Annotated in this window: 25 protein-coding genes; 15 read left to right on the forward strand and 10 right to left on the reverse strand. The window is 68.4% G+C overall.

Annotated elements, in window-relative coordinates:
• Nucleotides 1-64: 64 nt before the first annotated feature.
• Entirely contained in the window at nt 65-601 is a 537-nt protein-coding gene (locus CSEG_RS07260; protein ID WP_013078605.1) for a carbonic anhydrase, read from the forward strand.
• 10 nt (nt 602-611) lie between these two features.
• Here CSEG_RS07260 and CSEG_RS07265 read toward each other — a convergent pair whose 3' ends face one another.
• Together CSEG_RS07265 and CSEG_RS07270 are read right to left on the reverse strand one after the other, a co-directional pair.
• Entirely contained in the window at nt 612-1,478 is an 867-nt protein-coding gene (locus CSEG_RS07265) for a 50S ribosomal protein L11 methyltransferase (protein ID WP_013078606.1), read from the reverse strand.
• A gap of 45 nt (nt 1,479-1,523) precedes the next feature.
• The gene (locus tag CSEG_RS07270) at nt 1,524-2,033 is read right to left on the reverse strand and encodes a hypothetical protein (protein ID WP_013078607.1); all 510 of its coding nucleotides are present in this window, start codon (nt 2,031-2,033) and stop codon (nt 1,524-1,526) included.
• A gap of 78 nt (nt 2,034-2,111) precedes the next feature.
• Between CSEG_RS07270 and CSEG_RS07275 the strand changes: the two genes are divergently transcribed.
• Nucleotides 2,112-3,329, forward strand: coding sequence for a low temperature requirement protein A (locus tag CSEG_RS07275; RefSeq protein WP_013078608.1), 1,218 nt, complete (start codon nt 2,112-2,114; stop codon nt 3,327-3,329).
• A 113-nt stretch (nt 3,330-3,442) separates the two neighbouring features.
• Here the strand turns inward: CSEG_RS07275 and CSEG_RS07280 are convergent, their stop codons facing one another.
• A complete protein-coding gene (locus CSEG_RS07280) occupies nt 3,443-5,863 on the reverse strand; it encodes an ATP-dependent helicase (RefSeq protein ID WP_013078609.1) in 2,421 nt (806 codons plus the stop codon).
• Nucleotides 5,864-5,986: 123 nt separating this feature from the next.
• On the opposite strand from CSEG_RS07280, the gene CSEG_RS07285 reads away from it, so the two are divergent.
• Together CSEG_RS07285 and CSEG_RS07290 are read left to right on the forward strand one after the other, a co-directional pair.
• Nucleotides 5,987-6,190: a flagellar basal body-associated FliL family protein gene (locus CSEG_RS07285; protein WP_013078610.1), complete on the forward strand. Its 204-nt coding sequence runs from the start codon at nt 5,987-5,989 to the stop codon at nt 6,188-6,190.
• A 5-nt stretch (nt 6,191-6,195) separates the two neighbouring features.
• The gene (locus CSEG_RS07290) at nt 6,196-6,456 is read left to right on the forward strand and encodes a hypothetical protein (protein WP_013078611.1); all 261 of its coding nucleotides are present in this window, start codon (nt 6,196-6,198) and stop codon (nt 6,454-6,456) included.
• On the opposite strand, the gene CSEG_RS07295 is transcribed toward CSEG_RS07290, so the two are convergent.
• From CSEG_RS07295 to CSEG_RS07305, 3 genes are all read right to left on the reverse strand, one after another.
• Nucleotides 6,453-6,671 carry a ribbon-helix-helix domain-containing protein gene (locus CSEG_RS07295; RefSeq protein WP_013078612.1) on the reverse strand — a complete coding sequence of 73 codons (219 nt, stop codon included), beginning with the start codon at nt 6,669-6,671 and terminating at the stop codon, nt 6,453-6,455. The genes CSEG_RS07290 and CSEG_RS07295 overlap by 4 nt on opposite strands.
• Nucleotides 6,672-6,675: 4 nt before the next feature.
• Nucleotides 6,676-6,852: a DUF4169 family protein gene (locus tag CSEG_RS07300; protein WP_013078613.1), complete on the reverse strand. Its 177-nt coding sequence runs from the start codon at nt 6,850-6,852 to the stop codon at nt 6,676-6,678.
• Between the two features lie 68 nt (nt 6,853-6,920).
• On the reverse strand, nt 6,921-7,505 hold the full coding sequence (locus CSEG_RS07305) for a glutathione S-transferase family protein (protein WP_013078614.1): 585 nt from the start codon (nt 7,503-7,505) through the stop codon (nt 6,921-6,923).
• 154 nt (nt 7,506-7,659) lie between these two features.
• Here CSEG_RS07305 and CSEG_RS07310 point away from each other — a divergent pair, with 154 nt between their 5' ends.
• The gene (locus CSEG_RS07310) at nt 7,660-8,295 is read left to right on the forward strand and encodes a glutathione S-transferase family protein (RefSeq protein WP_013078615.1); all 636 of its coding nucleotides are present in this window, start codon (nt 7,660-7,662) and stop codon (nt 8,293-8,295) included.
• 137 nt (nt 8,296-8,432) lie between these two features.
• Here the strand turns inward: CSEG_RS07310 and CSEG_RS07315 are convergent, their stop codons facing one another.
• Together CSEG_RS07315 and CSEG_RS07320 are read right to left on the reverse strand one after the other, a co-directional pair.
• Nucleotides 8,433-9,635: a pyridoxal phosphate-dependent aminotransferase gene (locus tag CSEG_RS07315; protein WP_013078616.1), complete on the reverse strand. Its 1,203-nt coding sequence runs from the start codon at nt 9,633-9,635 to the stop codon at nt 8,433-8,435.
• Nucleotides 9,636-9,786: 151 nt separating this feature from the next.
• Nucleotides 9,787-10,326 (reverse strand): NADPH-dependent FMN reductase, encoded by a 540-nt coding sequence (locus CSEG_RS07320; protein WP_013078617.1) that lies wholly within the window; start codon nt 10,324-10,326, stop codon nt 9,787-9,789.
• 108 nt (nt 10,327-10,434) lie between these two features.
• Here CSEG_RS07320 and CSEG_RS07325 point away from each other — a divergent pair, with 108 nt between their 5' ends.
• From CSEG_RS07325 to CSEG_RS07330, 3 genes are all read left to right on the forward strand, one after another.
• Nucleotides 10,435-11,157 carry a TVP38/TMEM64 family protein gene (locus tag CSEG_RS07325; protein WP_041538514.1) on the forward strand — a complete coding sequence of 241 codons (723 nt, stop codon included), beginning with the start codon at nt 10,435-10,437 and terminating at the stop codon, nt 11,155-11,157.
• A gap of 209 nt (nt 11,158-11,366) precedes the next feature.
• Complete coding sequence (locus tag CSEG_RS22510; RefSeq protein WP_106907293.1) at nt 11,367-11,423, forward strand: hypothetical protein; 57 nt, start codon at nt 11,367-11,369, stop codon at nt 11,421-11,423.
• Between the two features lie 85 nt (nt 11,424-11,508).
• Nucleotides 11,509-13,095: a 2-isopropylmalate synthase gene (locus CSEG_RS07330; RefSeq protein WP_013078619.1), complete on the forward strand. Its 1,587-nt coding sequence runs from the start codon at nt 11,509-11,511 to the stop codon at nt 13,093-13,095.
• Nucleotides 13,096-13,195: 100 nt separating this feature from the next.
• Here CSEG_RS07330 and CSEG_RS07335 read toward each other — a convergent pair whose 3' ends face one another.
• A complete protein-coding gene (locus tag CSEG_RS07335) occupies nt 13,196-13,678 on the reverse strand; it encodes a hypothetical protein (protein WP_013078620.1) in 483 nt (160 codons plus the stop codon).
• Between the two features lie 126 nt (nt 13,679-13,804).
• On the opposite strand from CSEG_RS07335, the gene CSEG_RS07340 reads away from it, so the two are divergent.
• The 7 genes from CSEG_RS07340 (at nt 13,805) to rodA (ending at nt 21,482) form a co-directional block, all read left to right on the forward strand.
• Nucleotides 13,805-14,380, forward strand: coding sequence for an O-methyltransferase (locus tag CSEG_RS07340; protein ID WP_013078621.1), 576 nt, complete (start codon nt 13,805-13,807; stop codon nt 14,378-14,380).
• A 4-nt stretch (nt 14,381-14,384) separates the two neighbouring features.
• Nucleotides 14,385-15,263 carry a DMT family transporter gene (locus tag CSEG_RS07345; RefSeq protein WP_013078622.1) on the forward strand — a complete coding sequence of 293 codons (879 nt, stop codon included), beginning with the start codon at nt 14,385-14,387 and terminating at the stop codon, nt 15,261-15,263.
• Between the two features lie 365 nt (nt 15,264-15,628).
• On the forward strand, nt 15,629-16,672 hold the full coding sequence (locus CSEG_RS07350) for a rod shape-determining protein (RefSeq protein WP_004623009.1): 1,044 nt from the start codon (nt 15,629-15,631) through the stop codon (nt 16,670-16,672).
• A gap of 47 nt (nt 16,673-16,719) precedes the next feature.
• The gene (gene mreC / locus CSEG_RS07355; RefSeq protein WP_013078623.1) at nt 16,720-17,781 is read left to right on the forward strand and encodes a rod shape-determining protein MreC; all 1,062 of its coding nucleotides are present in this window, start codon (nt 16,720-16,722) and stop codon (nt 17,779-17,781) included.
• Complete coding sequence (locus tag CSEG_RS07360) at nt 17,778-18,287, forward strand: hypothetical protein (protein WP_013078624.1); 510 nt, start codon at nt 17,778-17,780, stop codon at nt 18,285-18,287. Before mreC ends, CSEG_RS07360 begins: the two co-directional genes overlap by 4 nt.
• 4 nt (nt 18,288-18,291) lie before the next feature.
• Nucleotides 18,292-20,328 (forward strand): penicillin-binding protein 2, encoded by a 2,037-nt coding sequence (gene mrdA, locus CSEG_RS07365; RefSeq protein ID WP_013078625.1) that lies wholly within the window; start codon nt 18,292-18,294, stop codon nt 20,326-20,328.
• Entirely contained in the window at nt 20,325-21,482 is a 1,158-nt protein-coding gene (gene rodA / locus CSEG_RS07370) for a rod shape-determining protein RodA (RefSeq protein ID WP_013078626.1), read from the forward strand. The genes mrdA and rodA overlap by 4 nt, the downstream gene beginning before the upstream one ends.
• Before the next feature lie 3 nt (nt 21,483-21,485).
• On the opposite strand, the gene pip is transcribed toward rodA, so the two are convergent.
• On the reverse strand, nt 21,486-22,475 hold the full coding sequence (pip, locus tag CSEG_RS07375) for a prolyl aminopeptidase (RefSeq protein ID WP_013078627.1): 990 nt from the start codon (nt 22,473-22,475) through the stop codon (nt 21,486-21,488).
• Between the last annotated feature and the right edge of the window lie 49 nt (nt 22,476-22,524).

Below are 22,524 nucleotides of genomic sequence, written 5' to 3' on the forward strand. Positions count from 1 at the left end.
CACATGGTCACGCTTGGAAGGGGATGAAACTGTGCCGCTCCACTCACGCGCGGAGCGCCCCGTCATGCATGACTGCTGTTCTCACAAGATCGCCGGCCTATCCCGCCGGCAAGCGTTCGGCCTGATCGCCCTGGGCGGCGGCGTCAGCCTGCTATCGACCCTCGCGCCCGGCGTGGCGCGGGCGCGAGGCCACACCGACATGCTGCTGTTGACCTGCATGGACTATCGGCTGGTCGACAGCACGGTCGCCTACATGGACGGGCGGGGGCTGCGCGACAAATACGACCACGTCGTCCTGGCCGGCGCGTCGCTCGGCGCCCTGACCGACAAGTACCCCAGCTGGGGCCAGACGTTCTGGAGCCACTTGGACGTCGCCATCACGCTGCATTCGATCCACAAGGTCATGGTGCTCGATCACCGCGACTGCGGCGCCTACAAGGTGATCCTCGGCGCGGAGTCGGTGGACACGCCCGACAAGGAGCTGGCGATCCACGCCAAGGAGCTCCAAGCGCTCCGCGCGGAGATCAAGCGCCGCCACGAGCACCTGGAGGTCGAGCTCGGTCTGATGTCGCTGGACGGCAAGGTTCAGGACATCGCCTGACCCGGCGTCCTTACGGCCGCTGCAGGACCAGGGTCGCCCAGGCGTCGCGGTGGATGCGGCTTTTCACCTTGAAGCCGCGCGACAGGTAGGCGGCCTTGACCATCCGCTCCTGGGTGCGCAGCAGGCCTGACAGGATGACCGTGCCGCCGGGGACCAGGGCGCGCTTGATGTCCTGGGCCAGGCTGATCAGCGGCCGGGCCAGGATGTTGGCGAAGACCAGATCGTAGGGCGCGTTCTCGGCGACTAGCCGGTGGCCCAGGCCCGAGGCGTGGACGAAGCGCGCGTTGGCCTTGTTGACCCCCGCGTTCTCCTTGGCGATCCGCACGCTGGGCTTGTCGATGTCGGTGCCGACGGCCAGCTTCGTGCCCGTGCGGGCGGCGGCGATGGCCAGCAGGCCCGTGCCGGCGCCGACGTCCAGCACCTTGTTGAATTTCCGCGCCTTGATCAGGCGGTCATAGGCCTGCAGGCAGCCGACGGTGGTGCCGTGGTGGCCGGTGCCAAAGGCCGCGCCGGCCTCAATGCGCAGGTTGACGGTGCTGGCCGGCAGGCGGCCGCGGTCGTGCATGCCGTAGACGAAGAAGCGGCCGGCGCGCACCGGCGGCAGGCCCGACAGCGCCATGGCCAGCCAGTCGGCGTCGGCCAGGGTGTCGCGCGCGACCTTCAGGTCATAGTCGGCCAGCAGCGCCATCAGGCCGTCGTCTTCCTCCTGGGTGGTGGGGAAGGCGTCGATGCGCCAGACGTTCTTGTCCTCGTCCTCTTCCAGGATCGAGTAGGTCGCGCCTTCCAGGCCGGGATGGTTGTCGATGGCGTCGGCGGCGGTCTCGGCGTCGGCGCGCGCGCCGCGGGCGACGATCTGCTGGGGCGTATAGTCGGTCATGCCGCTCCGTTAGCGGCAAAGGCGGCGAAAAGCGAGCCTTCAGCGCTACGAAGCGACGCCGGCGAGGACCGTCGGCGTAGGGGCGGACGGCGCGATCGGCGCCGAGGGCGCGGTCGGAGCGCTTGGCGCGTCTTCGGGCAGGGAGACATCGAGGATGTCGCCGCGCGACGAAGCCCAGCGGGTTTCGTCCGGCCAGGGCGGCGGCGCGGCGGGACCATGGTCGGCCGGAACATGGGGCGGCAGTTCGGGCTCGGGCGGCGGCTCGTAGTCGGCGTACTGCAAGGCCGGCGGCGGCGTTTGCGCGGGTCTCTGGGCGTCGGTTCCGATCACGTAGTCCGGGACCTCGCCGGACGGCCAGGCGATCGGCTCGGCCTCGGCCATCACCGGGCGGTCGACCCGTTCCATCTCGGGGACATACGGACCGTCTTGCGGGCCGGTCTGCAGCACGAGGCCCATCAGCAGGCCGGCCACCGCGCAAGCGGGGGCGCCGTACGCCACCGGGCGGGTGAGGGCGAAGACCTTCAGGCGGTCGAGGATCGGTTCCAGGCGTTCCATGTCGCTAGAGCGCGCGAAACGGTCATTGGTTCGGCGAAGCGTCTGGCTTCGGCTCTTTGACTGTGATCAAGAAAAGGCATGGCCAACACCAAGACTCCGCTGCTGCGGGAGCGCAAAGACGCCGAACATGCCCGCGTGACCTATGCGGAGCTGTTCTTCGACTTGGTCTTCGTGTTCGCGGTCACCCAGCTTTCCCACGCGGTGCTGCGCCATCCGGATGGGCCGGGCCTGATCCACGCGACCGTGCTGCTGCTGGCCGTGTGGTGGTCGTGGATCTACACCGCCTGGGCGACCAACTGGCTGGACCCCGAGCGCGGGCCGGTCAGGTTGATGCTGTTCGTGATGATGGCGGCGGCCCTCGTCCTGGCGGCCGCCATTCCCGACGCCTTCGGCGAGCGGGGGCTGGCCTTCGCGGCCGGGCACGTGACCATCCAGGTCGGCCGCACCGCCTTCTTCCTCTGGAGCGCCTGGCGCGCGCCGCAGCACCGCCGGAACTTCGCGCGCATCCTGGCCTGGCTCACGGTCGCCGCGGCGTTCTGGATCGCGGGCGCGTTCGCCGAGGGCGAGGCCCGTCTGGCCGTCTGGGGCCTGGCGCTCTTCATCGAGTATCTGTCGGCGGCGGTCGGCTTCTGGACCCCGGGCCTGGGCCGCACCAAGAGCTCGGAATGGAAGGTCGAGGGCGGCCATATGGCCGAGCGCTGCGCCCTGTTCACGATCATCGCCCTGGGCGAGTCGATCATCGTCAGCGGCAGCACGGTGATGGGCATGCCTTGGGACGCCCCGGTGATGGCCGCGTTCGCCAGCGCCTTCCTGTGCAGTCTGGCGATGTGGTGGATCTATTTCTCCTCGACCGCCGAGGCCGCCAGCCGTGCCATCGAGGAGTCCAAGGACCCGGGCGCGATCGCGCGGGTCGCCTATACCTACGCCCATATCCTGCCGGTCGCGGGGATCATCGTGGCGGCGGTGGGGGACGAGTGGGTGATCCACCATCCGCTGGGCCACGCCGATTTCAAGATCGCGGCTGCGGTGATCGGCGGGCCGTTCCTGTTCCTGCTGGGCTCACTGCTGTTCAAGCTGGCGGTGTTCCGCCGCTGGTCGCGGGCTCGGATCACGGGGTTGATCGCCCTCGCGGCGCTGGCGCCCGTGGCGCTGAGCCTGAGCCCGCTGCTGCTTTCCGCTCTGTCGACGCTGATCCTGGTGGCCGTGGGCGCGTGGGAAAGCTTGGCGCCGCCTCCGTCCGAGAAGCCGCCCGAGCATGACGGGATCAAGCCGGGGCTGAAGCCGGAGAAAGGCTAGAGCGCGTTAGGTTTAAGTGTGGGCGGTTAAACCGCTCGAACGCGCTCTAAGTGTAAGAAGATAGAGCCTGTTTATCTGGTTTAGATGGTTCATCAAAACCAGACAGGCTCTAGTCAGGCCTTTTCGACGAAGCTGTCGATCACCTTCTTCTCGCCCGCCTTGTCGAAGGCCACGGTCAGCTTGTTGCCCTCGACGCCGGTGACCTTGCCGTAGCCGAACTTGACGTGGAACACTCGGTCGCCGCGCGCATAGGCGCTGTTGGTCGGGGCCGAGACGGCGACCAGACGACCTTCGCCCTCGATCGGGGCCGAACGAGCGGCCGAGCCGGCGCGCACGCCGGCGCCGCCGCCGCGCCAGGAGCCGCCGCGCTCGGCGAAGCCCGAGGTGCGTTCCTGGGCGCGCTTCCAGCCGGGGCTGTCGTAGCTGCCGGCCTGGAAGGCCGAGGTGCCGGGATCGTCCCAGCGCGAGGCGGCCGTCGACTGCATGCCGGGGCCGCCGCCGTAGTAGCCAGTCTCGGACGCCGCATCGACGTGGGCGATCGGCAGCTCGTCGACGAAGCGGCTGGGCAGTTGCGACGTCCAGCGGCCATAGACCTGCCGGTTGGCCACGAAGCTGATCCGGGCCTCCTCGCGGGCGCGGGTGATGCCGACATAGGCCAGGCGCCGCTCTTCCTCGAGGCCCTTTTCGCCCTTGTCGTCCATGCTGCGCTGGCTGGGGAACACGCCTTCCTCCCAGCCGGGCAGGAAGACCAGCGGGAACTCCAGGCCCTTGGCCGAGTGCAGGGTCATGATCCAGACGGCGTCGCCGGTGGCCTCGCGGTCCAGGTCCATGACCAGCGAGACGTGCTCCAGATAGGCCTCCAGGGTGTCGAAGGCGCCCATCGACTGGACAAGCTCCTTCAGGTTCTCCAGGCGCGTCTGACTGGTCGGACCCTTGTCCAGGCGCAGGGCGTCCGTGTAGCCGCTCTCCTCCAGCACCGTCTCCAGCAGGCGCTGGTGGTGGACCGACCCGACCATCGAGCGCCAGCGATCCAGGTCGCGGATGAAGTTCGACAACGCCGTGCGGGTGCGGGCCGGCAGGTCGTCGCTACCGATGATCACGCGGGCGGCCTCGACCGTCGAAATCCCTTCCAGGCGGGCGATCTGCAGCAGCTTCTGGACCGAGGTGTCGCCGATGCCGCGCTTGGGCGTGTTGACGATCCGCTCGAAGGCCAAGTCGTCGTCGGGCGACTGGATCAGGCGCAGATAGGCGTGGGCGTCGCGGATTTCGGCGCGTTCGAAGAAGCGCGGGCCGCCGACCACCTTGTAGGGGATCTGCAGCATCACGAAGCGCTCTTCGAAGGCCCGCATCTGGAAGCTGGCCCGGACCAGGATGGCCATCTGGCTGTACTTGCGGCCGGCCTTCTTGGCGCGCTCGATCTCGTCGGCGACCAGGCGGCTCTCGGCCTCGCCGTCCCAGACGCCGCTGACCTTGACCTTCTCGCCGCCCTTGGCCTCGGTCCACAGCGTCTTGCCCAGGCGCCCCTTGTTGGTGGTGATCAGGCCCGAGGCCGCGGCCAGGATGTGCTCGGTCGAGCGGTAGTTGCGCTCCAGCCGCACGACCTTGGCGCCGGGGAAGTCGCGCTCGAACCGCAAGATGTTGTCGACCTCGGCCCCACGCCAGCCATAGATCGACTGGTCGTCGTCGCCCACGCAGCAGACGTTCTGGCGGCCCTGGGCCAGCAGGCGCAGCCACAGGTACTGGGCGACGTTGGTGTCTTGGTACTCGTCGACCATCACGTATTTGAAGCGGCGCTGGAACTCGTCCAGCACGTCGGGATGACCGGTGAACAGGCTGATGTTGTGCAGCAGCAGGTCGCCGAAGTCGCAGGCGTTCAGGATGCGCAGGCGCTCCTGGTACTGGCGATAGAGGGTGATCCCCTTGCCGTTGGCGAACTCGCCGGCCTCGCTGGTCGGGACCCGGTCGGGCGTCCAGCCGCGGTTCTTCCAGCCGTCGATGATCTGCGACAGGATCCGCGGGGTCCACCGCTTGGCGTCGATGTTCTCGGCCTCGATCAGCTGCTTGAGCAGGCGCTCCTGATCGTCGGTGTCGATGATCGTGTAGTTGGACTTCAGCCCGATCAGCTCCGCGTGCCGGCGCAGGATCTGGGCGGCGACCGAGTGGAAGGTGCCAAGCCACCGCAGGCCCTCGGCCTCCGGGCCGATGATGTGGGTGATCCGCTCGCGCATCTCGCGCGCTGCCTTGTTGGTGAAGGTGACCGCCAGCAGCTCCCACGGACGGGCGCGGCCGGTGGCCAGGATGTGGGCGAGGCGCGTGGTCAGCACGCGGGTCTTGCCTGTGCCGGCGCCGGCCAGGACGAGCAGCGGGCCCTCGGTGGTCTCCACCGCCTCGCGCTGCTCGGGGTTCAGGCCGTCCAGATAGCCGGGCGCGGCGCCCGCCGGGGGCCTGGCCCGGGCGAGATCGGAAATACGGGGAGCGGGGAGGTCGCCCGGGAATTCATCCTGGAATTCTGGCGAGTCGGCGTCGGAATGCATGGGAACATATGTAGCACACCGGGGCCCGAGCTTAAGCCCTAACCCGTCTGCGTCGGGAACTCTCCGCGCGGCGTGTCGTTGATCCGACAATGGAAATCGGGCCGCCAAGGCCAGGAGATTGTGATGTCGGAACAGACCAGCAGCAATAGCGGCGGCGGCAACGGCGCCTTGGCCTTCATCGTCGGCGGGTTGGTGGTGATCGTCGCCGTGCTCGCCTTCTTCATGTGGTCGGGCGGCATGAGCTCCAAGAAGCAGGTCGACGTGAACATTTCGGCGTCGGCGCCAAAGCTGCCCGACGCGCCCGCGCCAAAAGCGCCGGGCGGTTGAAGGCCATGACAGCGGTGGCGCGTCAGGGTCGGCTTGAGGCGCGGCGACGCGACAGCGGCGGCGCTTGGGTGGCGGCGTTGGTGGTCGCGATCCTGGCGCTGGCGGTCTGGGGCGCTTGGTGGCTCGGCGTCATGGCGGGAGAGGGCGCTTCGTGGCGCCAGAGCCTGCCGACCTTGCCGGAGACCTTGCGCAAGGCCCCGATTCCCAAACCGCCTACGCTTCCGACCCAGCGCCGGCCCACGGTCGAGCTGGAGCTTAGAGCCTAGGTCGCGCCCGCGGCTGCTTCGGCCAGGGCGAAGACCCGACAGGCCGAGGCCAGGGGCCGCTCCCCGCGCGCGTTGTCGATCCGCTGGATCAGGGCCGCCAGGCTTGCGCCGTCACGCGTCGCGGCCCGCTCCAAGACCGCCCAGAACTCAGGCTCCAGAGCGAGGGATGTGGCGTGGCCGGCCAGGTTGACCGAGCGCTTCTTCAACCCGGCCAAGCCTTCAGTCCTCGCGCTTGGCGCCGTCCAGCTCACGCCGGAGTTTGTCGGCGCGAGCGGTTTCCAGCGATTTCTCCGCCTTCGTGCGGCCAAAGCGGACACGGTTCTCGGCGGCGCGGGCCTTGTCGTCGGCCTTGGCCTTGGCCTTGCGGGCTTGGTTCAGATTGACGACGTCGGCCATGGCGATCCGGACCTCGAAGCTTATCGGTCTTCAAAGGTCATCGAACGAACCGCCGCCGGATGCAAGCCTTAGGCGTCATCCTTGGCCAATGCGCGGGCGAGGGCCGGGCGGGCGTTGGCCCGCGCCAGCCATTCGTCATAGACCTCGTGCGGCGGCAGCATCTGGCGCGCGAACTGCAGCAGGCTGACGAACAGGATGTCGGCGGCCGAGAAGGTGTCACCCAGCAGCCAGGGCGAGGTCTCCAGCGTCGTGCGCAGCCGGTCGTCCATGGCCTGGTACTGCGCCTTGTCCTGGTCGTCCTGGCGCTGCTTCCACAGGTTGGTCACCGCCGGCTCCAGCACACCGGCGTAATAGGCCAGCCAGGAGAGGTAGGGGCCTCGCTTCGGGTCGCCCACCACGGGGCCCAGGCCGGCGGCCGGGAACTTGTCGGTCAGGTAGAGGGCGATCGCCGACGACTCGGTGATCAGGACGCCGTCGTCCAGCAGGGCGGGCACCTGGCCGTGCGGGTGCGGATTGCTGGGGTCCCGAGCGCCGGTGTTGCTGACGGCGCGATAGATGTCGACCTTGCGGATCTCATAGGGCGCGCCCAGTTCCTCCAGCAGCCAGAGAAAGCGCGTCGATCGCGAGCGCGGCGCGTGGAACAGGGGCAGCATGGCGGTTTCATCCGTCTGATTTGTGGGCGGGAGCCGGTCTTGGCGCCGCGCGCGAGGCTCGCCGCTGCAGGTCCCGTATCTGGCAGCATGGCGCCTTATTGACGGTTGGCCAGAACCAGACGCCTATCCCCCGCGACAGCGCGGAGGCTCGAGAATGTACACCCTCTATGGTTCGCCCAGCACGGCCGGCACGGCTATCCACTGGATGCTGCTGGAGCTCGGCGTCCCGTTCGAGCTGAAGCTGCTGGATTTCGACAAGGGCGAGCACAAGACGCCCGAGTATCTGGCGCTCAATCCGGATGGCGTGGTTCCTACGCTGATCGTCGACGGCGCGCCCGTGACGCAGATGGCCAGCCTCGCCACCCTGCTGGCCGAACGGCATCCGGAGGCGGGCTTCGCGCCGCCTCTCGGCTCGCCCGAGCGCGCGCAGTATCTGAGTTGGACGCTCTGGCTGGCCAACAGCTTCCAGCCGCACTTCCGCGCCTGGTTCTATCCGCACGAGCCCGCCGGCGGCGAGGCCCAGGAGGCCGTCCAGGCCGCGGCGCGCGCGCGGATCGAGGCGGGGTTGGCGCGGCTTGACGCCCATCTGGCCGGTCGCGACTACATCGTCGGCGACCGCTTCACGAGCATGGATCTGCTGGCCACGATCCTGTGCCGCTGGAGCCGCAACATGCCCAAGCCCGCGACCGAGTGGCCGAACCTCAAGCGCTACCTCGACCGCATCCGCCAGCGCCCGGCGCTGCGCGAGGTCCATGCCCGCGAGGGGCTGACCGACTGGATTGACGGGTAGGGAATAAAGATGCTCCCCCGCGAGCGGGGGAGCTGTCGCGGAGCGACTGAGGGGGCAAGCGGTGCTTAGGCCGAGCTGGCCCCCTCCGGCCCTTTGGGCCACCTCCCCCGCATCGCGGGGGAGGATCTATCGAGAACCTACTTCACCGCCGCGCAGAAGCGCTGGATGCGCGAGCAGGCGTCTTCCAGGACGTCGCTGCTGGTCGCGTAGCTGATGCGGAAGAACGGCGAGAGGCCGAACGCCGCGCCGTGCACGACGGCGACGCCCTCGCTATCCAGCAGTTCGGTCGCGAAGTCCTCGTCGCTCGCGATGACCTTGCCCGAGGGCGCGGTCTTGCCGATCAGGCCGGCGCACGAGGGATAGACGTAGAACGCGCCTTCCGGGGTCGGGCAGTGCAGGCCGGTGGCCTGGTTCAGCATCGACACGACAAGGTCGCGGCGCTCCTGGAACAGCTTGGCGTTCGGCTTGATGAAGTCCTGCGTGCCGTTCAGCGCCTCGAGCGCGGCCCACTGCGAGATCGAGCAGGGGTTCGAGGTCGTCTGGCTGATCATCTTGCCCATCGCCTTGATCAGCGGCTCGGGACCGCCGGCGTAGCCGATGCGCCAGCCGGTCATCGAATAGCCCTTCGAGACGCCGTTCATCGTCAGGGTGCGATCATAGAGCTTGGGCTCGACCTGGGCGATGGTGGTGAACTCGAAGTCGTCGAACACCAGGTGCTCGTACATGTCGTCGGTCAGCACCCAGACCTGCGGATGGCGCAGCAGCACGTCGGCGATCGCCTGCAGCTCGGCGCGCGTATAGGCGCCGCCCGAGGGGTTCGAGGGGCTGTTGATGATCAGCCACTTGGTCTTCGGCGTGATCGCCGCTTCCAGGGCCGCCGGCGTGATCTTGAAGCCGCTCTCGGCGGTGGTCTCGACCGAGACGGGCGTGCCGCCGGCCAGCAGGGTCATGTCGGGGTACGACACCCAGTACGGCGCGGGGATGATCACCTCGTCGCCCGGGTTCAGGGTGGCGACCAGGGCGTTGTAGATCACCGGCTTGCCGCCCGGGGCGACGTGGATCTGGCTCGGCTTGTACTCCAGGCCGTTCTCACGCTTGAACTTGGCGCAGATGGCGGCCTTCAGCTCGGGCATGCCGTCCGGGTCGGTGTACTTGGTCTTGCCGGCCTTGATGGCCTCGATGGCGGCGTTCTTGATATTGTCCGGCGTGTCGAAGTCGGGCTCGCCCGCGGAAAGGGCGATTACGTCACGACCGGCGGCTTTCAGCGCGCGCGCCTTGGCGCTGATGGCGATGGTGGCCGACGGTGCGATGCGCCGCAGGGCGGCGGACTCGAGCGACATCTTGCAGGACTCCCCTGGGTTTGCCTGGTCCGACTGGAGGACCGTTTCAGGATTGCGGCGGTCTTTACGCCCGCGCTCGCCGGGGCGCAACGCGAGACGCTCTGGTTTGAAGGCTTTTGGCGAGGCCCGGGGGGAGAGAGGCGTGACAGCCTCAGCGACGGGCGCGCAGCACCTCGACGAAGCTCGCCAGATGGCGGGCGATAGCCTGACGGGTGCGTTCGTCGACCAGCACGCCATTCTCGAACTTAGTGTGGGCTTGGCCGACCAGGACGTCGCTCAGAGGCGCCAGATCGCAGCCGGCGCGCTTGAGGTTCAGGCGAAGGGCGTCCTGGGCGCGAACCGTGCCGGTCATGCCGGGGCTGGCCCCCATGGCGCAGGCGATCTTGCCCTCGAGCGGCGCGGGCTTGCCGCGCGAGGCCCAGTCGATGGCGTTCTTCAGCACCGCGGTGAGGCCGCCATTGTATTCAGGGCAGGCGATCAGCAGGCCCTCGGCCTCGCGCACGGCGGTCTTCCAAGTCGTCACGGGCTTCGGATCGCCGAGATCCTCGACGTCCTGGTTGAAGAACGGCAGGTCGTTGAGCGGGTGAAGGCTCAGGGTCACGCCCTCCGGCGCGAGCTCGGCGGCGGCTCGGAGGAGGGCGGTGTTGTAGGAGGCGGCCCGCAAGCTGCCCGAGATGGCCAGAATCTTCATGCGCCCAGGCTAGACACGTGGTCCGCCGATGTCTCGCGCGGCGATCGCCGCGGACCGCCGGAGATGGTCACGCTTGACCCGGCGCGAGCCATGGGCGAGGCAGGGCGCGTGATCCGCCGTTTCATCGACTTCGTGACCAATATGGACGCCCGCGCCTGGCGCATGGTGGCGGTCTCGTTCGTCCTGTTTGGCGGGGTGGGCGTCGTCTTCCTGTTCGGCGCGCAGCTGCTGGGCGTCAACGGCGAGGCGGCGGTCGAGCACTGGCTGGGCGCGGCCAGCGGCCCCTGGGCCCTGCCGATGGCGGTGGCGGCCTTCGCCGTCATGGCCTTCCTCGGCGTGCCGCAGTTCGTGCTGATCGCCGCGGCGGTGGTGGCCTTCGGACCTTGGACGGGCTTCGCCTACAGCTGGATCGGAACCCTGGTCTCGTCGCTGGTGGGCTTCTGGCTTGGGCGGATCTACGGCGCGAAGATCCTGCGCGAGTTCGCGACCGAGAGCGTCAACAAGTTCATGCGGATGATCGGCAAGAACGGCTTCATGGCCAGCCTGATCGTGCGCCTGGTGCCCTCGGCGCCGTTCATCGTCGTCAACATGGCCGCGGGCGTCACGCCGATGCGCCTGCGTGACTTCGCGGCGGGCACCGCCATCGGCATCGTCCCCAAGATCGCCCTGACCGCCTTCGCCGGCAATTCGATCGTCCAGGCCATGAAGGGCGGCGGCAAGCAGCACATCGTCATGATCGTGCTGGCCATCGTCATCTGGCTGGGCATGGGTCTCGTCAGTCGCAATTGGCTGAAAAAGCGCGAGGCGGCGGAAGACGGCGCGCCGGAGTAGGGCGCTTTTCCGACCGTCGGCTAGGTTTTGGCAAGAACCGTGCGGGGCGAGCTGATCTGGCGCTCAGGTTTGGCTCGGCTTTGCGTTCTGATGAGAGATCCGTCCTTGCATCGCCAGCCTCCCGCAACAATATTGCTTCAGATGTGGCGGATCGCGCTTTGGGCGCAAATTGCTTGCTCGATTCAAGGCGCCTGTGTAGAAAGTCGCTCATGACTGTCGCGCGCGACCTGCTTTCGCTTCGGCTTACCAGCCCCTGGGCGCTCTAGGGGCCGCGCATCGTCGTGGCCGGGCGCACAGGGGATTTTTGACCCGCAGCCCGCACGCCACACACCCCTTTCGACGAGTACTTCCATGACCTCCGTATCGCCCGCCGCTATTGGCAGCGCTTCCGACAAGCGCGACAACGTCGTCATTTTCGACACCACCATGCGCGACGGCGAGCAGTCGCCCGGCGCCTCGATGTCGCTGGAAGAGAAGCTGGAACTGGCCAAGATCCTCGAGGAGATGGGGGTCGACATCATCGAGGCCGGCTTCCCGATCGCCTCGAACGGTGACTTCGAGGCCGTCCGCGAAGTGGCCAAGATCGTCAAGAACTCGACCATCGCCGGCCTGTGCCGCGCTCACCAGGTCGACATCGACCGCTGCGCCGAGGCTCTGAAGCCCACCCAGCGCGGCCGGATCCACGTGGTGATCGCCACGTCCGACCTGCACATGAAGCACAAGCTGCAGATGGAGCCGGACGCCGTCATCGACGTGATCGCCCGCTCGGTCAGCCACGCCCGCAACCTGCGCGACGACGTCGAGTGGTCGGCCGAGGACGCCACCCGCAGCGACCGCCAGTTCCTGCGTCGCGCGGTCGAGACCGCCATCAAGGCCGGCGCCACGACGATCAACCTGCCCGACACCGTCGGCTACACCTATCCGTCGGAATACGCCGACCTGTTCAACTGGATGGTCAATAACGTCGAGGGCGCCGACAAGGTGATCTTCTCGACCCACTGCCACAACGACCTGGGACTGGCCGTGGCCAACAGCCTGGCCGGCGTGCAGGGCGGGGCCCGCCAGGTGGAGTGCGCGATCAACGGCCTGGGCGAGCGCGCCGGCAACGCCGCGCTGGAAGAGATCGTCATGGCGCTGAAGGTGCGTGGCGACCGCCTGCCGTACCGCACCGGCATCGACACCACCCACATCACCCGCGCCAGCCGCTACGTCTCGGCCATCACCGGCTTCCCGGTGCAGTACAACAAGGCCATCGTCGGCAAGAACGCCTTCGCGCACGAGAGCGGCATCCACCAGGACGGCATGCTCAAGAACCGCGAGACCTACGAGATCATGACGCCGGAGTCGGTGGGCCAGGCCCCGTCGAGCCTGGTCATGGGCAAGCACTCGGGCAGCCACGCCTTCCGCGCCAAGCTGAAAGACCTGGGCTACGAGCTGGGCGAGAACGCGCTGAAGGAAGCCTTCGGCCGCTTCAAGGACTTGGCCGACCGCAAGAAGCACGTCTACGACGACGACATCATCGCCCTGGTCGACGACGCCCTGGCGCGCGGTTCGGAGAAGATCCGCGTCTCGCGTCTGCGCGTGGTCGCCGGCACCGACGGCCAGTCGGCCGAGCTGACCCTGGACGTCGACGGCGTCTCGAGCACGGCCGAGGCCACGGGCGACGGCCCCGTCGACGCGGTGTTCAACGCCATCCACAAGATCGTGCCGCACAGCGCCGCCCTGCGTCTCTTCCAGGTGCACGCGGTGACCGAAGGCACGGACGCCCAGGCCCAGGTCTCGGTGCGTCTGGAAGAGGATGGCCGTATCGCCACCGGCGCGGCCGCCGACACCGACACCCTGACCGCTTCGGCCAAGGCCTATGTCAACGCGCTCAACAACCTCTTCGCCCGCAAGGAGAAGAGCCGGCCCGAAGCGGCGATCGCCAGCGGCTTTTAAAACTGTCATCCCGGCCCAGCGCGAAGCGCGCCGAGCCGGGATCTCAGGAACCGCTGAGTTTGCCGTGGTCCCGGGTCTTCGCCCGGGATGACAGGGTGGTTCAGGCCGCCTTTCGGTTACTGAACGGCCGCGTCGCCAGGATTTCAGCCCCCAGGTGCGCCTGGGGCTGAACGTCCAGACCCAGTTCTCGCAAGCCTTCGGCGAGCGCCCTGCGCGGCGCCTCGTCCAGCAGCGCGCTCGCGTCCACGACCAGCGTCCCGCCGGGGCGCAGCATCGTATAGGTCGCGGCGACGACCGCGCGCGCGTCGTGAGCGCTGGCGCAGTCGATCACCAGCAGCACGTCGCTGCGCTCGTCCGCCGCGCCGCAGGTGGCCCGGCGCGCGGCCTCGACGCGCTGGTAGCCGCGCCGCCATAGCTGGCACATGGCGTCGCCGGCGCCGGGTCCCGCCACGGCCACGAAGCACAGCGGCGTGGCCTGGGCGAGCTCAAGCATCCGGTCCAGGGCGGGGTTGATCCCATCGGTGGGCACGCCGAGTAGGAACTGGGCGGCTTGCTTCAGGGGACGAAGCGGGTGGGGCGACATGGTGCGCGAGCCTTCTTCCGATCTGGCCCACGCTTTGGGCCGACCTTTCGATTTCTGCGTCCAAGGCCCGCAAGGGCTCCATTCGGAAACCGGTTCTTCGCATAAGGGCCGCATAAGGGATCACCGATGTTTGGGGACAATGATCGCGCCGCCCCGACGGCCTGGAGAGCGATCCAGGCCCGCACCGCGGCGCTGGGTTTCGACATGCCTTCGGAAGCCGATACGGGCGCGCTGCTCCGTCTTCTGGCGGCCTCCAAGCCTGGAGGACGGTTTCTGGAGCTGGGAACGGGCACCGGCCTCGCCACGGCGTGGCTGCTGAGCGGCATGGACGTCTCGGCGCGCCTGACCAGCGTGGATGTCGACCCGATCGTTCAAGGCGTCGCTCGCGAGCATCTTTGGGACGAGCGCGTGCGGTTCGTGCTGGGCGATGGTCTGGACTACGTGCGTAGCCAACAGGCGAGTTCATTCGACATGATTTTCGCCGACGCTTGGCCCGGGAAGTACGAAGGGCTGGACGAGACCTTGGCGTTGCTCAAGCAGGGAGGTCTGTACGTGATCGATGACATGTCGCCCCAGCCGAACTGGCCCGAGGGGCACCAGGCCAATGTCGACGGTCTCGTCGCCCGCCTGGAGGTTCGCGCCGACCTCATCGTGACTCGGGTGGCTTGGGCGTCTGGTTTGGTTCTAGCGGCGGTGCGCTGACGACATGATCTGGATTCCCATCACCGTCGCCGCGGCCGCCTTGCAGGTCGCGCGCAACGCCGCGCAGCGCTCGATCATGGGGGAAGCGGGGCCGTGGGGCGCGACCCTGGTGCGCTTCCTGTTCGGCCTGCCGTTCGCCACCGTGTTCGCGGCGGCGGGATGGCTGCTGACGCCGGGCGCCGCCGCCCATCCGACCCCGGCCTTCTGGCTGGCCTGCGCGGCGGGGGCGGCGCTGCAGATCGCGGCCACGGCGGCGTTGCTGACGGCCATGCACCGCTCGACCTTCGCCCTGGGCACGGCCATGCAGCAGAGCGGCCTGCCGTTCGCCCTGGTCTGGGGCGTGCTGTTCTTCGGCGATCACGTCGGGCCGGTCACGTGGGCTGGCGGCCTGATCGCCAGCGCGGGCCTGGCGGTTCTCACCTGGCCTCGGGGCGAGGTGGTGATGCGCAAGGGCACCGTGCTGGCCGGCCTCGGTTGCGGTGCGATGTTCGCGCTGAGCGCCAACTGCTTCCGTCAGGCGAGCCTCGCCTTCGAGCCCGCCCATCCGGCCGCTTCGGCCTTCGTGACGGTGATGGTGGTGCAGGCGATCCAGACGGTTGGCCTGACCGGCTATCTGGCCTGGCGCAATCCGGGCGCCTTGAGGGCGGTGATCGCCGCTTGGCGGCAGTCGCTGGGCGCGGGCTTCTGCGGCGCGGCCGCCTCGGGCCTGTGGTTCACGGCCATGGCGCTGTCGCCGGTGGGGCCGGTGAGAGCGGTCGGGGTGGTCGAAATGCCCATCGCCGCGATCGCTGGGCGTCGTCTGTTCAAGGAACGTCTGACCCCGCTGCAACTGCTGGCGGGCGCCATAACGGCGGTCGGTGTGGTGATGGCGGCGGTGGGCTAGATTTCGCCACGATCGGGCGCCAGGACGACTTGGCTGGAAAACCCGTCAAACGCGCGCTGAATAGACCTTGAAATCAACGCTTTCGCAGGGCAAACGGGCTGTTGTCGATGCGTTTTGGCGCTCAAGGCGATGGCGCGGCCAGGGGGCGGCGCTCCCGTCTGGCTTTCAGGCGCGCCGACCGGGTCGAAATCCCCTAATTGCGGGAATCATGTTGTCCTCGCATTGATTTGAAGTAGGAGCCGTTTCTCTTCGCCGCCTCTTCTGCCGGATTCCCGGACGGAACAGGTTCCGCTTCTCCGATCTGCCACCTCTACCTCGACCCGACAGCCGCTTACGCCCCTCCTACCCCTCAGTCAGGGCTTTCAATGTTCTCTTCCCTCTTCGGCGTGATCTCGAACGACATCGCCATCGACCTCGGAACGGCCAACACCCTCATCTATATGAAGGGCAAGGGGATCGTTCTGAACGAGCCGTCGGTGGTGGCCCTGCGTAACGTCGGCGGGCGCAAGATCGTCCATGCCGTGGGCATCGAGGCCAAGCAGATGCTGGGCCGCACCCCGGGCCACATGGAAGCCATCCGCCCGATGCGCGACGGCGTGATCGCCGACTTCGAAGTCGCCGAGGAGATGATCAAGTACTTCATCCGCAAGGTTCACAACCGCAAGGGCTTCGTGAACCCGAAGGTGATCGTGTGCGTGCCGTCGGGCGCCACCGCCGTGGAACGTCGCGCCATCAACGACAGCTGCCTGAACGCCTCGGCGCGTCGCGTCGGCCTGATCGACGAACCGATGGCCGCCGCGATCGGCGCGGGCCTGCCGATCCACGAGCCGACCGGCTCGATGGTCGTCGACATCGGCGGCGGCACCACCGAGGTGGCCGTGCTGTCGCTGTCGGGCATCGTCTATTCGCGCTCGGTCCGCGTCGGCGGCGACAAGATGGACGAGGCGATCATCAGCTACATGCGTCGCCACCATAACCTGCTGATCGGCGAGACGACCGCCGAGCGCATCAAGAAGGAAATCGGCACCGCCCGCGCGCCGGCCGACGGCGAGGGGCTGTCGATCGACGTGAAGGGCCGCGACCTGATGCAGGGCGTGCCGCGCGAAGTCCGCATCAGCGAAAAGCAGGCCGCCGACGCCCTGGCCGAACCGGTCGGTCAGATCGTCGAGGCCGTGAAGGTCGCTCTGGAAGCCACCCCGCCGGAGCTGGCCTCCGATATCGCCGACAAGGGCATCATGCTGACGGGCGGCGGCGCGCTGCTGCGCGGCCTGGACGCCGAGATCCGCGACCACACCGGCCTGCCGGTCACCGTGGCCGACGACCCCCTGTCGTGCGTGGCCCTGGGCTGCGGCAAGGTGCTGGAGCATCCGAAGTGGATGAAGGGCGTCCTGGAATCCACCCTGGCCTAGTCTTACAGCTCCTCTAGAGGCGCCGGGGGGCGCCAGGAGAACAGTTCGTGCCCTTTCGCGAAGGTCCCCTCGGCGACCTGAAAGTGCCGCTTACCTGGACGGCCGCCGTGGCCCTGGTGGTCGCGGTCGTCATCGCCGTCGCCTTCCTGCTGGCGGACCGGCGCGAGACCCTCCAGGAGCAGGCCTACGGCGTCACCCGCCAGACGATGGACACCGTGGCCAAGCCGGTCAGCGGCGCCATCGCCGCACCGGGGCGCTGGACCGGACTGGGCGTCGACTATGTGCGCAGCTACTTCTTCACGGCCTCGGAGAACCGTCGCCTGAAGGCCGAAATGGCCGAGATGCGGCAGTGGCGGGACCGCGCCCTGGCTCTGCAGGACCAGAACGATCGCTTCCGGTCGCTGCTGGGGCTTCGCACCGATCCGCCGATCCCGATGACCGCCGCGCGCGTCGTCAGCGACAGCCGCGGGCCCTTCGCCAACACGCGCCTGGCCGACGCGGGCTCGGAGCGTGGCGTCGAGGTCGGCAATCCGGTCCTGAACGAGCGCGGCCTCGTGGGCCGCGTGGTCGGGGTGTCCAGAAACGCCAGCCGGGTGCTGCTGCTCACCGACATCGCCTCGCGCACGCCGGTGATGATCGACCGCACCAACGCCCGCGCTATCCTGACCGGCGACGGCGGACCCAATCCCAAGCTCGACTACCTGCGCGGCGTCGATCCGATCCAGCAGGGCGATCGCGTCGTCACCTCGGGCGACGGCGGCGTCGTGCCGCGCGGCCTGCCGGTGGGCGCGGCGGTGAAGGGGCTGGATGGTCGCTGGCGCGTCGTGCTGTTCGCCGACCAGTCGTCGATCGACTATGTCCGCATCCTGCTGTTCAAGGACTTCGCCCAGCTGGCCGACCAGAAGGAGTTGCAGACCCACAGTCTGCCGCCGGTGACGACCGAGGATCCGCAGGGCTCGATCCTGTCGATCCCGACCCCCAACCAGACCCCGCAGGCGCCCGCCGCGCCGCCAGCCGCTCCAAAGCCCGCCACGGCCGCGCCAACCGCCGCCGCGAAGCCGACGCCCCCTCCGGCCAAGCCGGCCACGCCGACGGAACCGCCGCGATGAGCGGCGCGCGCCCTCTGAACCCGACAGTCTGGCTGGGCCTGCCGATGGCGGTTTGCGTCGCCGCGACGGTTCTGTTCTCGGCGCCGCTCCGCGTCTGGGGGCTGCAGCTGCCGGAGCCGATCTTCGCCATGGCGCCGGCCTTCGCCTGGGCGCTGATCCGCCCCTCGATCCTGGCGCCGTTCGCGATCCTGCTCCTGGGCCTGTTCCTCGACGTGTTCTGGGGCGGACCGACGGGCCTTTGGGGCCTGTCGCTGCTGCTGGGCTATGCGGTCGTGCTGCTGTTTCGGAACATGATGACCGGCCAGAGCCAGCCGATCCTGTGGGGCTGGTTCGCGGCCATCACCGCCGTCAGCATGGCGGGCGGGTACCTCTTCACCATGCTGGACAGCCTGGCCATGCCCAGCCTGCTGGCGGTGTTCTGGCAGTTCCTGGCCACGATCCTGCTGTTCCCGTTCGCCTATCGCCTGATCGATCGCTTCGAGGACGCCGACGTGCGGTTCCGGTGAGGTCATGAGCGAGCCCTCAATCTTCTTCTTCGAGGTCAACGAGCGCCAGGGCGTCTTCCACCGGCGTGCGTTCCTGCTGGGCGGCCTGACGGGCGCCGGGCTGCTGGCGCTGGGCGGGCGGCTGGCGCAACTGCAACTGGTCGAGGCCCAGCGCTACCAGAAGCTTTCGGCCGGTAACCAGTTCAACTACCGCCTGGTGCCTCCGCCGCGCGGCCTGATCCTGGACCGCAACGGCGTCTCCCTGGCCTCGAACCGGCCGAACTTCCGGCTGATGATCAACAAGGACAAGGACCTCGACGCCGAGGGCGTCCTGGACGACCTGGCCAAGCTGGTCCCGATCGACGGATCGCGCCGCGCCCGGGTGCTCAAGGAGCTGGACCGCGCGCCCCGCCGCGCGCCGGTGGTGGTGATGGAGGACCTCTCATGGGAGGAGTTCTCGCGCGTCAACATCCGCGCGCCGGAGCTGCCCAACGTCACCGCCGACATGGGCGAGGTGCGGGTCTATCCGTTCGGCGGCGCCTTCGCCCACGTGATCGGCTACGTCGCCAAGGTCTCGGACCGCGACCTCAAGGCCGCCGAGGGCGACACGACCCAGGACCAGGAACTGCTGCACCATCCGGGCTTCCGGATCGGCAAGCAGGGGGTCGAGAAGGCTTTCGACAGACCGCTTCGGGGACGCGCGGGCGCCACCAAGACCGAGGTCGACGCCCAGGGGCGCGTTGTCCGCCTGGACCCCGAGGGCGACATCCCTCCGACGCCCGGCAAGGAAATCCGTCTCACCCTCGACGCCGACATCCAGAACCGCGCGCTGGAGGTGATGGGCGACGAAAGCGGCGCGATCGTCGTGATGGACGTCCGCAACGGCGACCTCCTGGCCATGGTCTCGGCCCCCAGCTTCGACGCCAACCGGTTCGTGAAGGGCCTGTCCGGCGCCGAGTACAAGGCGCTGGCCGAGTACGAGCGCAAGCCGCTGCTGGACAAGTCGATGACGGGCCTGTTCCCGCCGGGCTCCACGTTCAAGCCCACGGTGGGCCTGGCGGCGCTGACGGCGGGGATCGATCCCGAGATCCGGATCAACTGCCCCGGCAGCTGGTACTACGGCGGTCGGGTCTGGCGCTGCTGGGAAAAGGGCGGCCACGGCCCCCAGAACATGCACGACGCCATCAAGAACTCGTGCGACATCTACTTCTATCAGACATCGCTGAAGATCGGCCCGGACGCCATCGCCACCGCCGCGCGGGCGATGGGCTTTGGGCAGCTGTTCGACATCGGCATCCCCGGTCAGAAGAAGGGCAACGTGCCCGACCGGGCCTGGAAGAAGCGGGCCTTCAAGAAGAATCCGGCCAATCAGACCTGGTTTCCGGGCGAGACGCCCAGCTACGGGATCGGGCAGGGGGCTCTGACCGTCAACGCCCTGCAGCTGGCGGTGATGACCTCGCGCCTGGCCAACGCCAAGAAGGCGCTGACGCCTCGCCTGATCAAGTCGGTCGGCGGCGTCGAGCAACCCAGCGGCGCTGAGGTGCCGGACCTGCCGTTCTCTCCCGAGCACCTGGCCTATGTCCGTGGCGGCATGGCGGCCGTGGCCAACGACGTGCGCGGCACCGCCTACAGGCAGAGCCAATTGGGCCTGGGCGACGTGCAGATGGCCGGCAAGACCGGCACCGCGCAGGTGCGCAGCTACGACGGGGTCGCCAACCGCAAGGGGACCGGCACGATCTGGCGGCTGAAGGACCACAACCTGTTCGTGGCCTTCGCGCCCTATGATGATCCGCGCTACGCCGTCGCCGTCATCGTGGAACATGGCGGCATGGGCGGCGCCACGGCCGGCGCCCCGCGCGCGCGCGAAGTCATGCGGGTGGCTCTGCTGAAGGATCCCGAGATCCGCGCCCGCATCGAGCGTCCCGCGCCTCTGCCCGAGGCGGCGCCGGAAGACGTCATGGAAGGCGCCGCGCCGGAGGATCCGGTCGAGACGCCGCCGCCCGCGCCAGGCTCGCCCGCCGAGGTTCCTCCGCCCACTTCTCCGCAGGGAGCGCCCCGATGACCTTGAGCGGCGGCCTGACCCGGCCCGGCGAACGCGACCGGCCGATCATCAAGTTCATGGAGGTCGACTGGACCTTCTGCCTGGTGCTGGCCCTGATCGCGGGGATCGGCAGCCTGATGCTGTTCTCGATCGCCGGCGCCTCTTGGGAGCCTTGGGCCGACAAGCACCTGCTGCGCTTCGGCGTCTATTTCGTGGTCATGATCATCCTGGCCATGTGCGACCTGCGCTGGTGGTTCGCGATCGCCTATCCGGTCTACGCCGTGGGCCTCGTGCTGCTGGTGGCCGTCGATCTGGTCGGCGACATCTCGCTGGGCGCGCAGCGCTGGCTGCAACTCGGGCCCGTGCGCTTCCAGCCGTCCGAGGTGATGAAGATCGGCCTCGTCCTGGCCCTGGCGCGCTACTATCACGGCCTGTCGGCGGACTCGGCGCGGCTGTCCTGGCGACTGCTGGTCCCGGCCGCGATGATCGTCGTGCCGTTCCTGCTGGTCGCCAAGCAGCCCGATCTGGGCACCGGCATTCTGCTGGCCGCCACCGGCGGCGCGATCATGGTGCTGGCGGGCCTGGATTGGCGGGTCATGGCGGCCGGCGCCGGCGCCGCGCTGGTCGCGATCCCGCCCTTCATCATGTTCGGCCTGCACGACTACCAGCGCAACCGGATCCTGACCTTCCTGAACCCGGAGCAGGATCCTTCGGGCGACGGCTATCACATCCTGCAGTCCAAGATCGCCCTCGGGTCGGGCGGCCTGCTGGGCAAGGGCTTTGGCCTGGGCTCGCAGAGCCAGCTGAACTTCCTGCCCGAAAAGCAGACCGACTTCATCTTCGCCACCCTGGCCGAGGAGTTCGGCTTCGTCGGCTGTTTCGGCGTGCTGTTCCTGTACGGCGCGGCGATCTTCATGGCGCTGCGGATCGCCTCGATCAGCCACAGCCACTTCGGCCGGCTGGCGGCCGCGGGCGTGACCGCGACCTTCTCGCTCTATGTGCTGATCAACGGCGCGATGGTCATGGGCATGGCGCCCGTCGTCGGCGTGCCGATGCCGATGCTGTCCTACGGCGGCACCGTCATGGGCACGGTGATGATCGGCTTTGGCCTGGTCCAGGCCGTGCGCGTGCACCGCTACACCGAAGTGACCAGCGGCAAGGGCTCGCTGGTCTAAGCGCTAGAGGCTGAGCGCCGCGTCCGTGGCTCGCACGAGGCCGTCGATGACGCCGGGCTCCGTCGAGGCGTGACCGGCGTCCCAGATGATGTCGAAGCGCGCCTCGGGCCAGGCCTTGTGCAGCCTCCAGGCGCTTTCCAGCGGCGTGACCACGTCGAACCGGCCCTGGACGATCCAGCCGGGGATATGGCGGATCTTGTCGATGTTCTTCAGGATCCAGCCGTCCTCGTCGAAGAACCCCTTGTGGGTGAAGAAGTGGCACTCGATCCGCGCGAAGGCGATCGCGAAGTCCTCTTCGTTGAACTTGGGCGGCCGCGCCTCGGGTCCGCGCAGCGAGATGGTGTCGCCCTCCCATTGGCTCCAGGCGGCCGCGGCCCGGGCCTGCACCCGGCGGTCGGTCGAGGTGAGGCGGTGATGATAGGCCGTCATCAGGTTGCCGCGCTCCTCGGGCGGAATCGGCGCCAGGAACCGCTCCCAGGCGTCGGGGAACAGCATCGAGGCGCCGTCCTGATAGAACCAGTCCAGCTCCTTCTGCGTCAGCAGGAAGATGCCGCGCAGGACGAGGCCGTCGACGCGATCGGGATGAGTGATGGCGTAGGCCAGGGCCAGGGTCGAACCCCATGAACCGCCGAACACGGTCCACTTTTCGACGCCCAGGTGTTCGCGCAGGCGCTCGATGTCGGCGATCAGGCTCCAGGTGGTGTTGTCGTCCAGGCTGGCGTTCGGACGCGAGCGGCCGCAGCCGCGCTGGTCGAACAGCGCCATCCGCCACTTGGTCGGATCGAAGAACCGCCGCATGGTCGGATTGACCGCGCCCCCCGGGCCGCCATGCAGGATCACGCAGGGCTTGCCGCGCGGATTGCCGCATTCCTCGTAGTAGATCTCGTGCGGGCCGCCGGTCGGCATCCAGCCGAACGAGAAGGGTTCGACCTCGCGGTATAGGCCGCGACGGCCAACGGGGCTCATGGCGGCGGCGGAAGCATGACGATCCATGGCGCTAACCCTAACGCGCTTTAGGTTGGCCTGTGAACGGAGGATCGCC

Origin of the sequence: Caulobacter segnis ATCC 21756, assembly GCF_000092285.1 — a bacterium.
Classification (GTDB): domain Bacteria; phylum Pseudomonadota; class Alphaproteobacteria; order Caulobacterales; family Caulobacteraceae; genus Caulobacter; species Caulobacter segnis.

Excerpts from the sequence above, each read along its gene's own strand:
- CSEG_RS07260 (WP_013078605.1), top strand. The coding sequence starts at position 65 with ATGCATGACTGCTGTTCTCACAAGATCGCCGGCCTATCCCGCCGGCAA.
- CSEG_RS07265 (WP_013078606.1), bottom strand. The coding sequence starts at position 1,478 with ATGACCGACTATACGCCCCAGCAGATCGTCGCCCGCGGCGCGCGCGCC.
- CSEG_RS07270 (WP_013078607.1), bottom strand. The coding sequence starts at position 2,033 with ATGGAACGCCTGGAACCGATCCTCGACCGCCTGAAGGTCTTCGCCCTC.
- CSEG_RS07275 (WP_013078608.1), top strand. The coding sequence starts at position 2,112 with ATGGCCAACACCAAGACTCCGCTGCTGCGGGAGCGCAAAGACGCCGAA.
- CSEG_RS07280 (WP_013078609.1), bottom strand. The coding sequence starts at position 5,863 with ATGCATTCCGACGCCGACTCGCCAGAATTCCAGGATGAATTCCCGGGC.
- CSEG_RS07285 (WP_013078610.1), top strand. The coding sequence starts at position 5,987 with ATGTCGGAACAGACCAGCAGCAATAGCGGCGGCGGCAACGGCGCCTTG.
- CSEG_RS07290 (WP_013078611.1), top strand. The coding sequence starts at position 6,196 with ATGACAGCGGTGGCGCGTCAGGGTCGGCTTGAGGCGCGGCGACGCGAC.
- CSEG_RS07300 (WP_013078613.1), bottom strand. The coding sequence starts at position 6,852 with ATGGCCGACGTCGTCAATCTGAACCAAGCCCGCAAGGCCAAGGCCAAG.
- CSEG_RS07305 (WP_013078614.1), bottom strand. The coding sequence starts at position 7,505 with ATGCTGCCCCTGTTCCACGCGCCGCGCTCGCGATCGACGCGCTTTCTC.
- CSEG_RS07310 (WP_013078615.1), top strand. The coding sequence starts at position 7,660 with ATGTACACCCTCTATGGTTCGCCCAGCACGGCCGGCACGGCTATCCAC.
- CSEG_RS07315 (WP_013078616.1), bottom strand. The coding sequence starts at position 9,635 with ATGTCGCTCGAGTCCGCCGCCCTGCGGCGCATCGCACCGTCGGCCACC.
- CSEG_RS07320 (WP_013078617.1), bottom strand. The coding sequence starts at position 10,326 with ATGAAGATTCTGGCCATCTCGGGCAGCTTGCGGGCCGCCTCCTACAAC.
- CSEG_RS07330 (WP_013078619.1), top strand. The coding sequence starts at position 11,509 with ATGACCTCCGTATCGCCCGCCGCTATTGGCAGCGCTTCCGACAAGCGC.
- CSEG_RS07335 (WP_013078620.1), bottom strand. The coding sequence starts at position 13,678 with ATGTCGCCCCACCCGCTTCGTCCCCTGAAGCAAGCCGCCCAGTTCCTA.
- CSEG_RS07340 (WP_013078621.1), top strand. The coding sequence starts at position 13,805 with ATGTTTGGGGACAATGATCGCGCCGCCCCGACGGCCTGGAGAGCGATC.
- CSEG_RS07345 (WP_013078622.1), top strand. The coding sequence starts at position 14,385 with ATGATCTGGATTCCCATCACCGTCGCCGCGGCCGCCTTGCAGGTCGCG.
- CSEG_RS07350 (WP_004623009.1), top strand. The coding sequence starts at position 15,629 with ATGTTCTCTTCCCTCTTCGGCGTGATCTCGAACGACATCGCCATCGAC.
- CSEG_RS07360 (WP_013078624.1), top strand. The coding sequence starts at position 17,778 with ATGAGCGGCGCGCGCCCTCTGAACCCGACAGTCTGGCTGGGCCTGCCG.
- mrdA (WP_013078625.1), top strand. The coding sequence starts at position 18,292 with ATGAGCGAGCCCTCAATCTTCTTCTTCGAGGTCAACGAGCGCCAGGGC.
- rodA (WP_013078626.1), top strand. The coding sequence starts at position 20,325 with ATGACCTTGAGCGGCGGCCTGACCCGGCCCGGCGAACGCGACCGGCCG.
- pip (WP_013078627.1), bottom strand. The coding sequence starts at position 22,475 with ATGGATCGTCATGCTTCCGCCGCCGCCATGAGCCCCGTTGGCCGTCGC.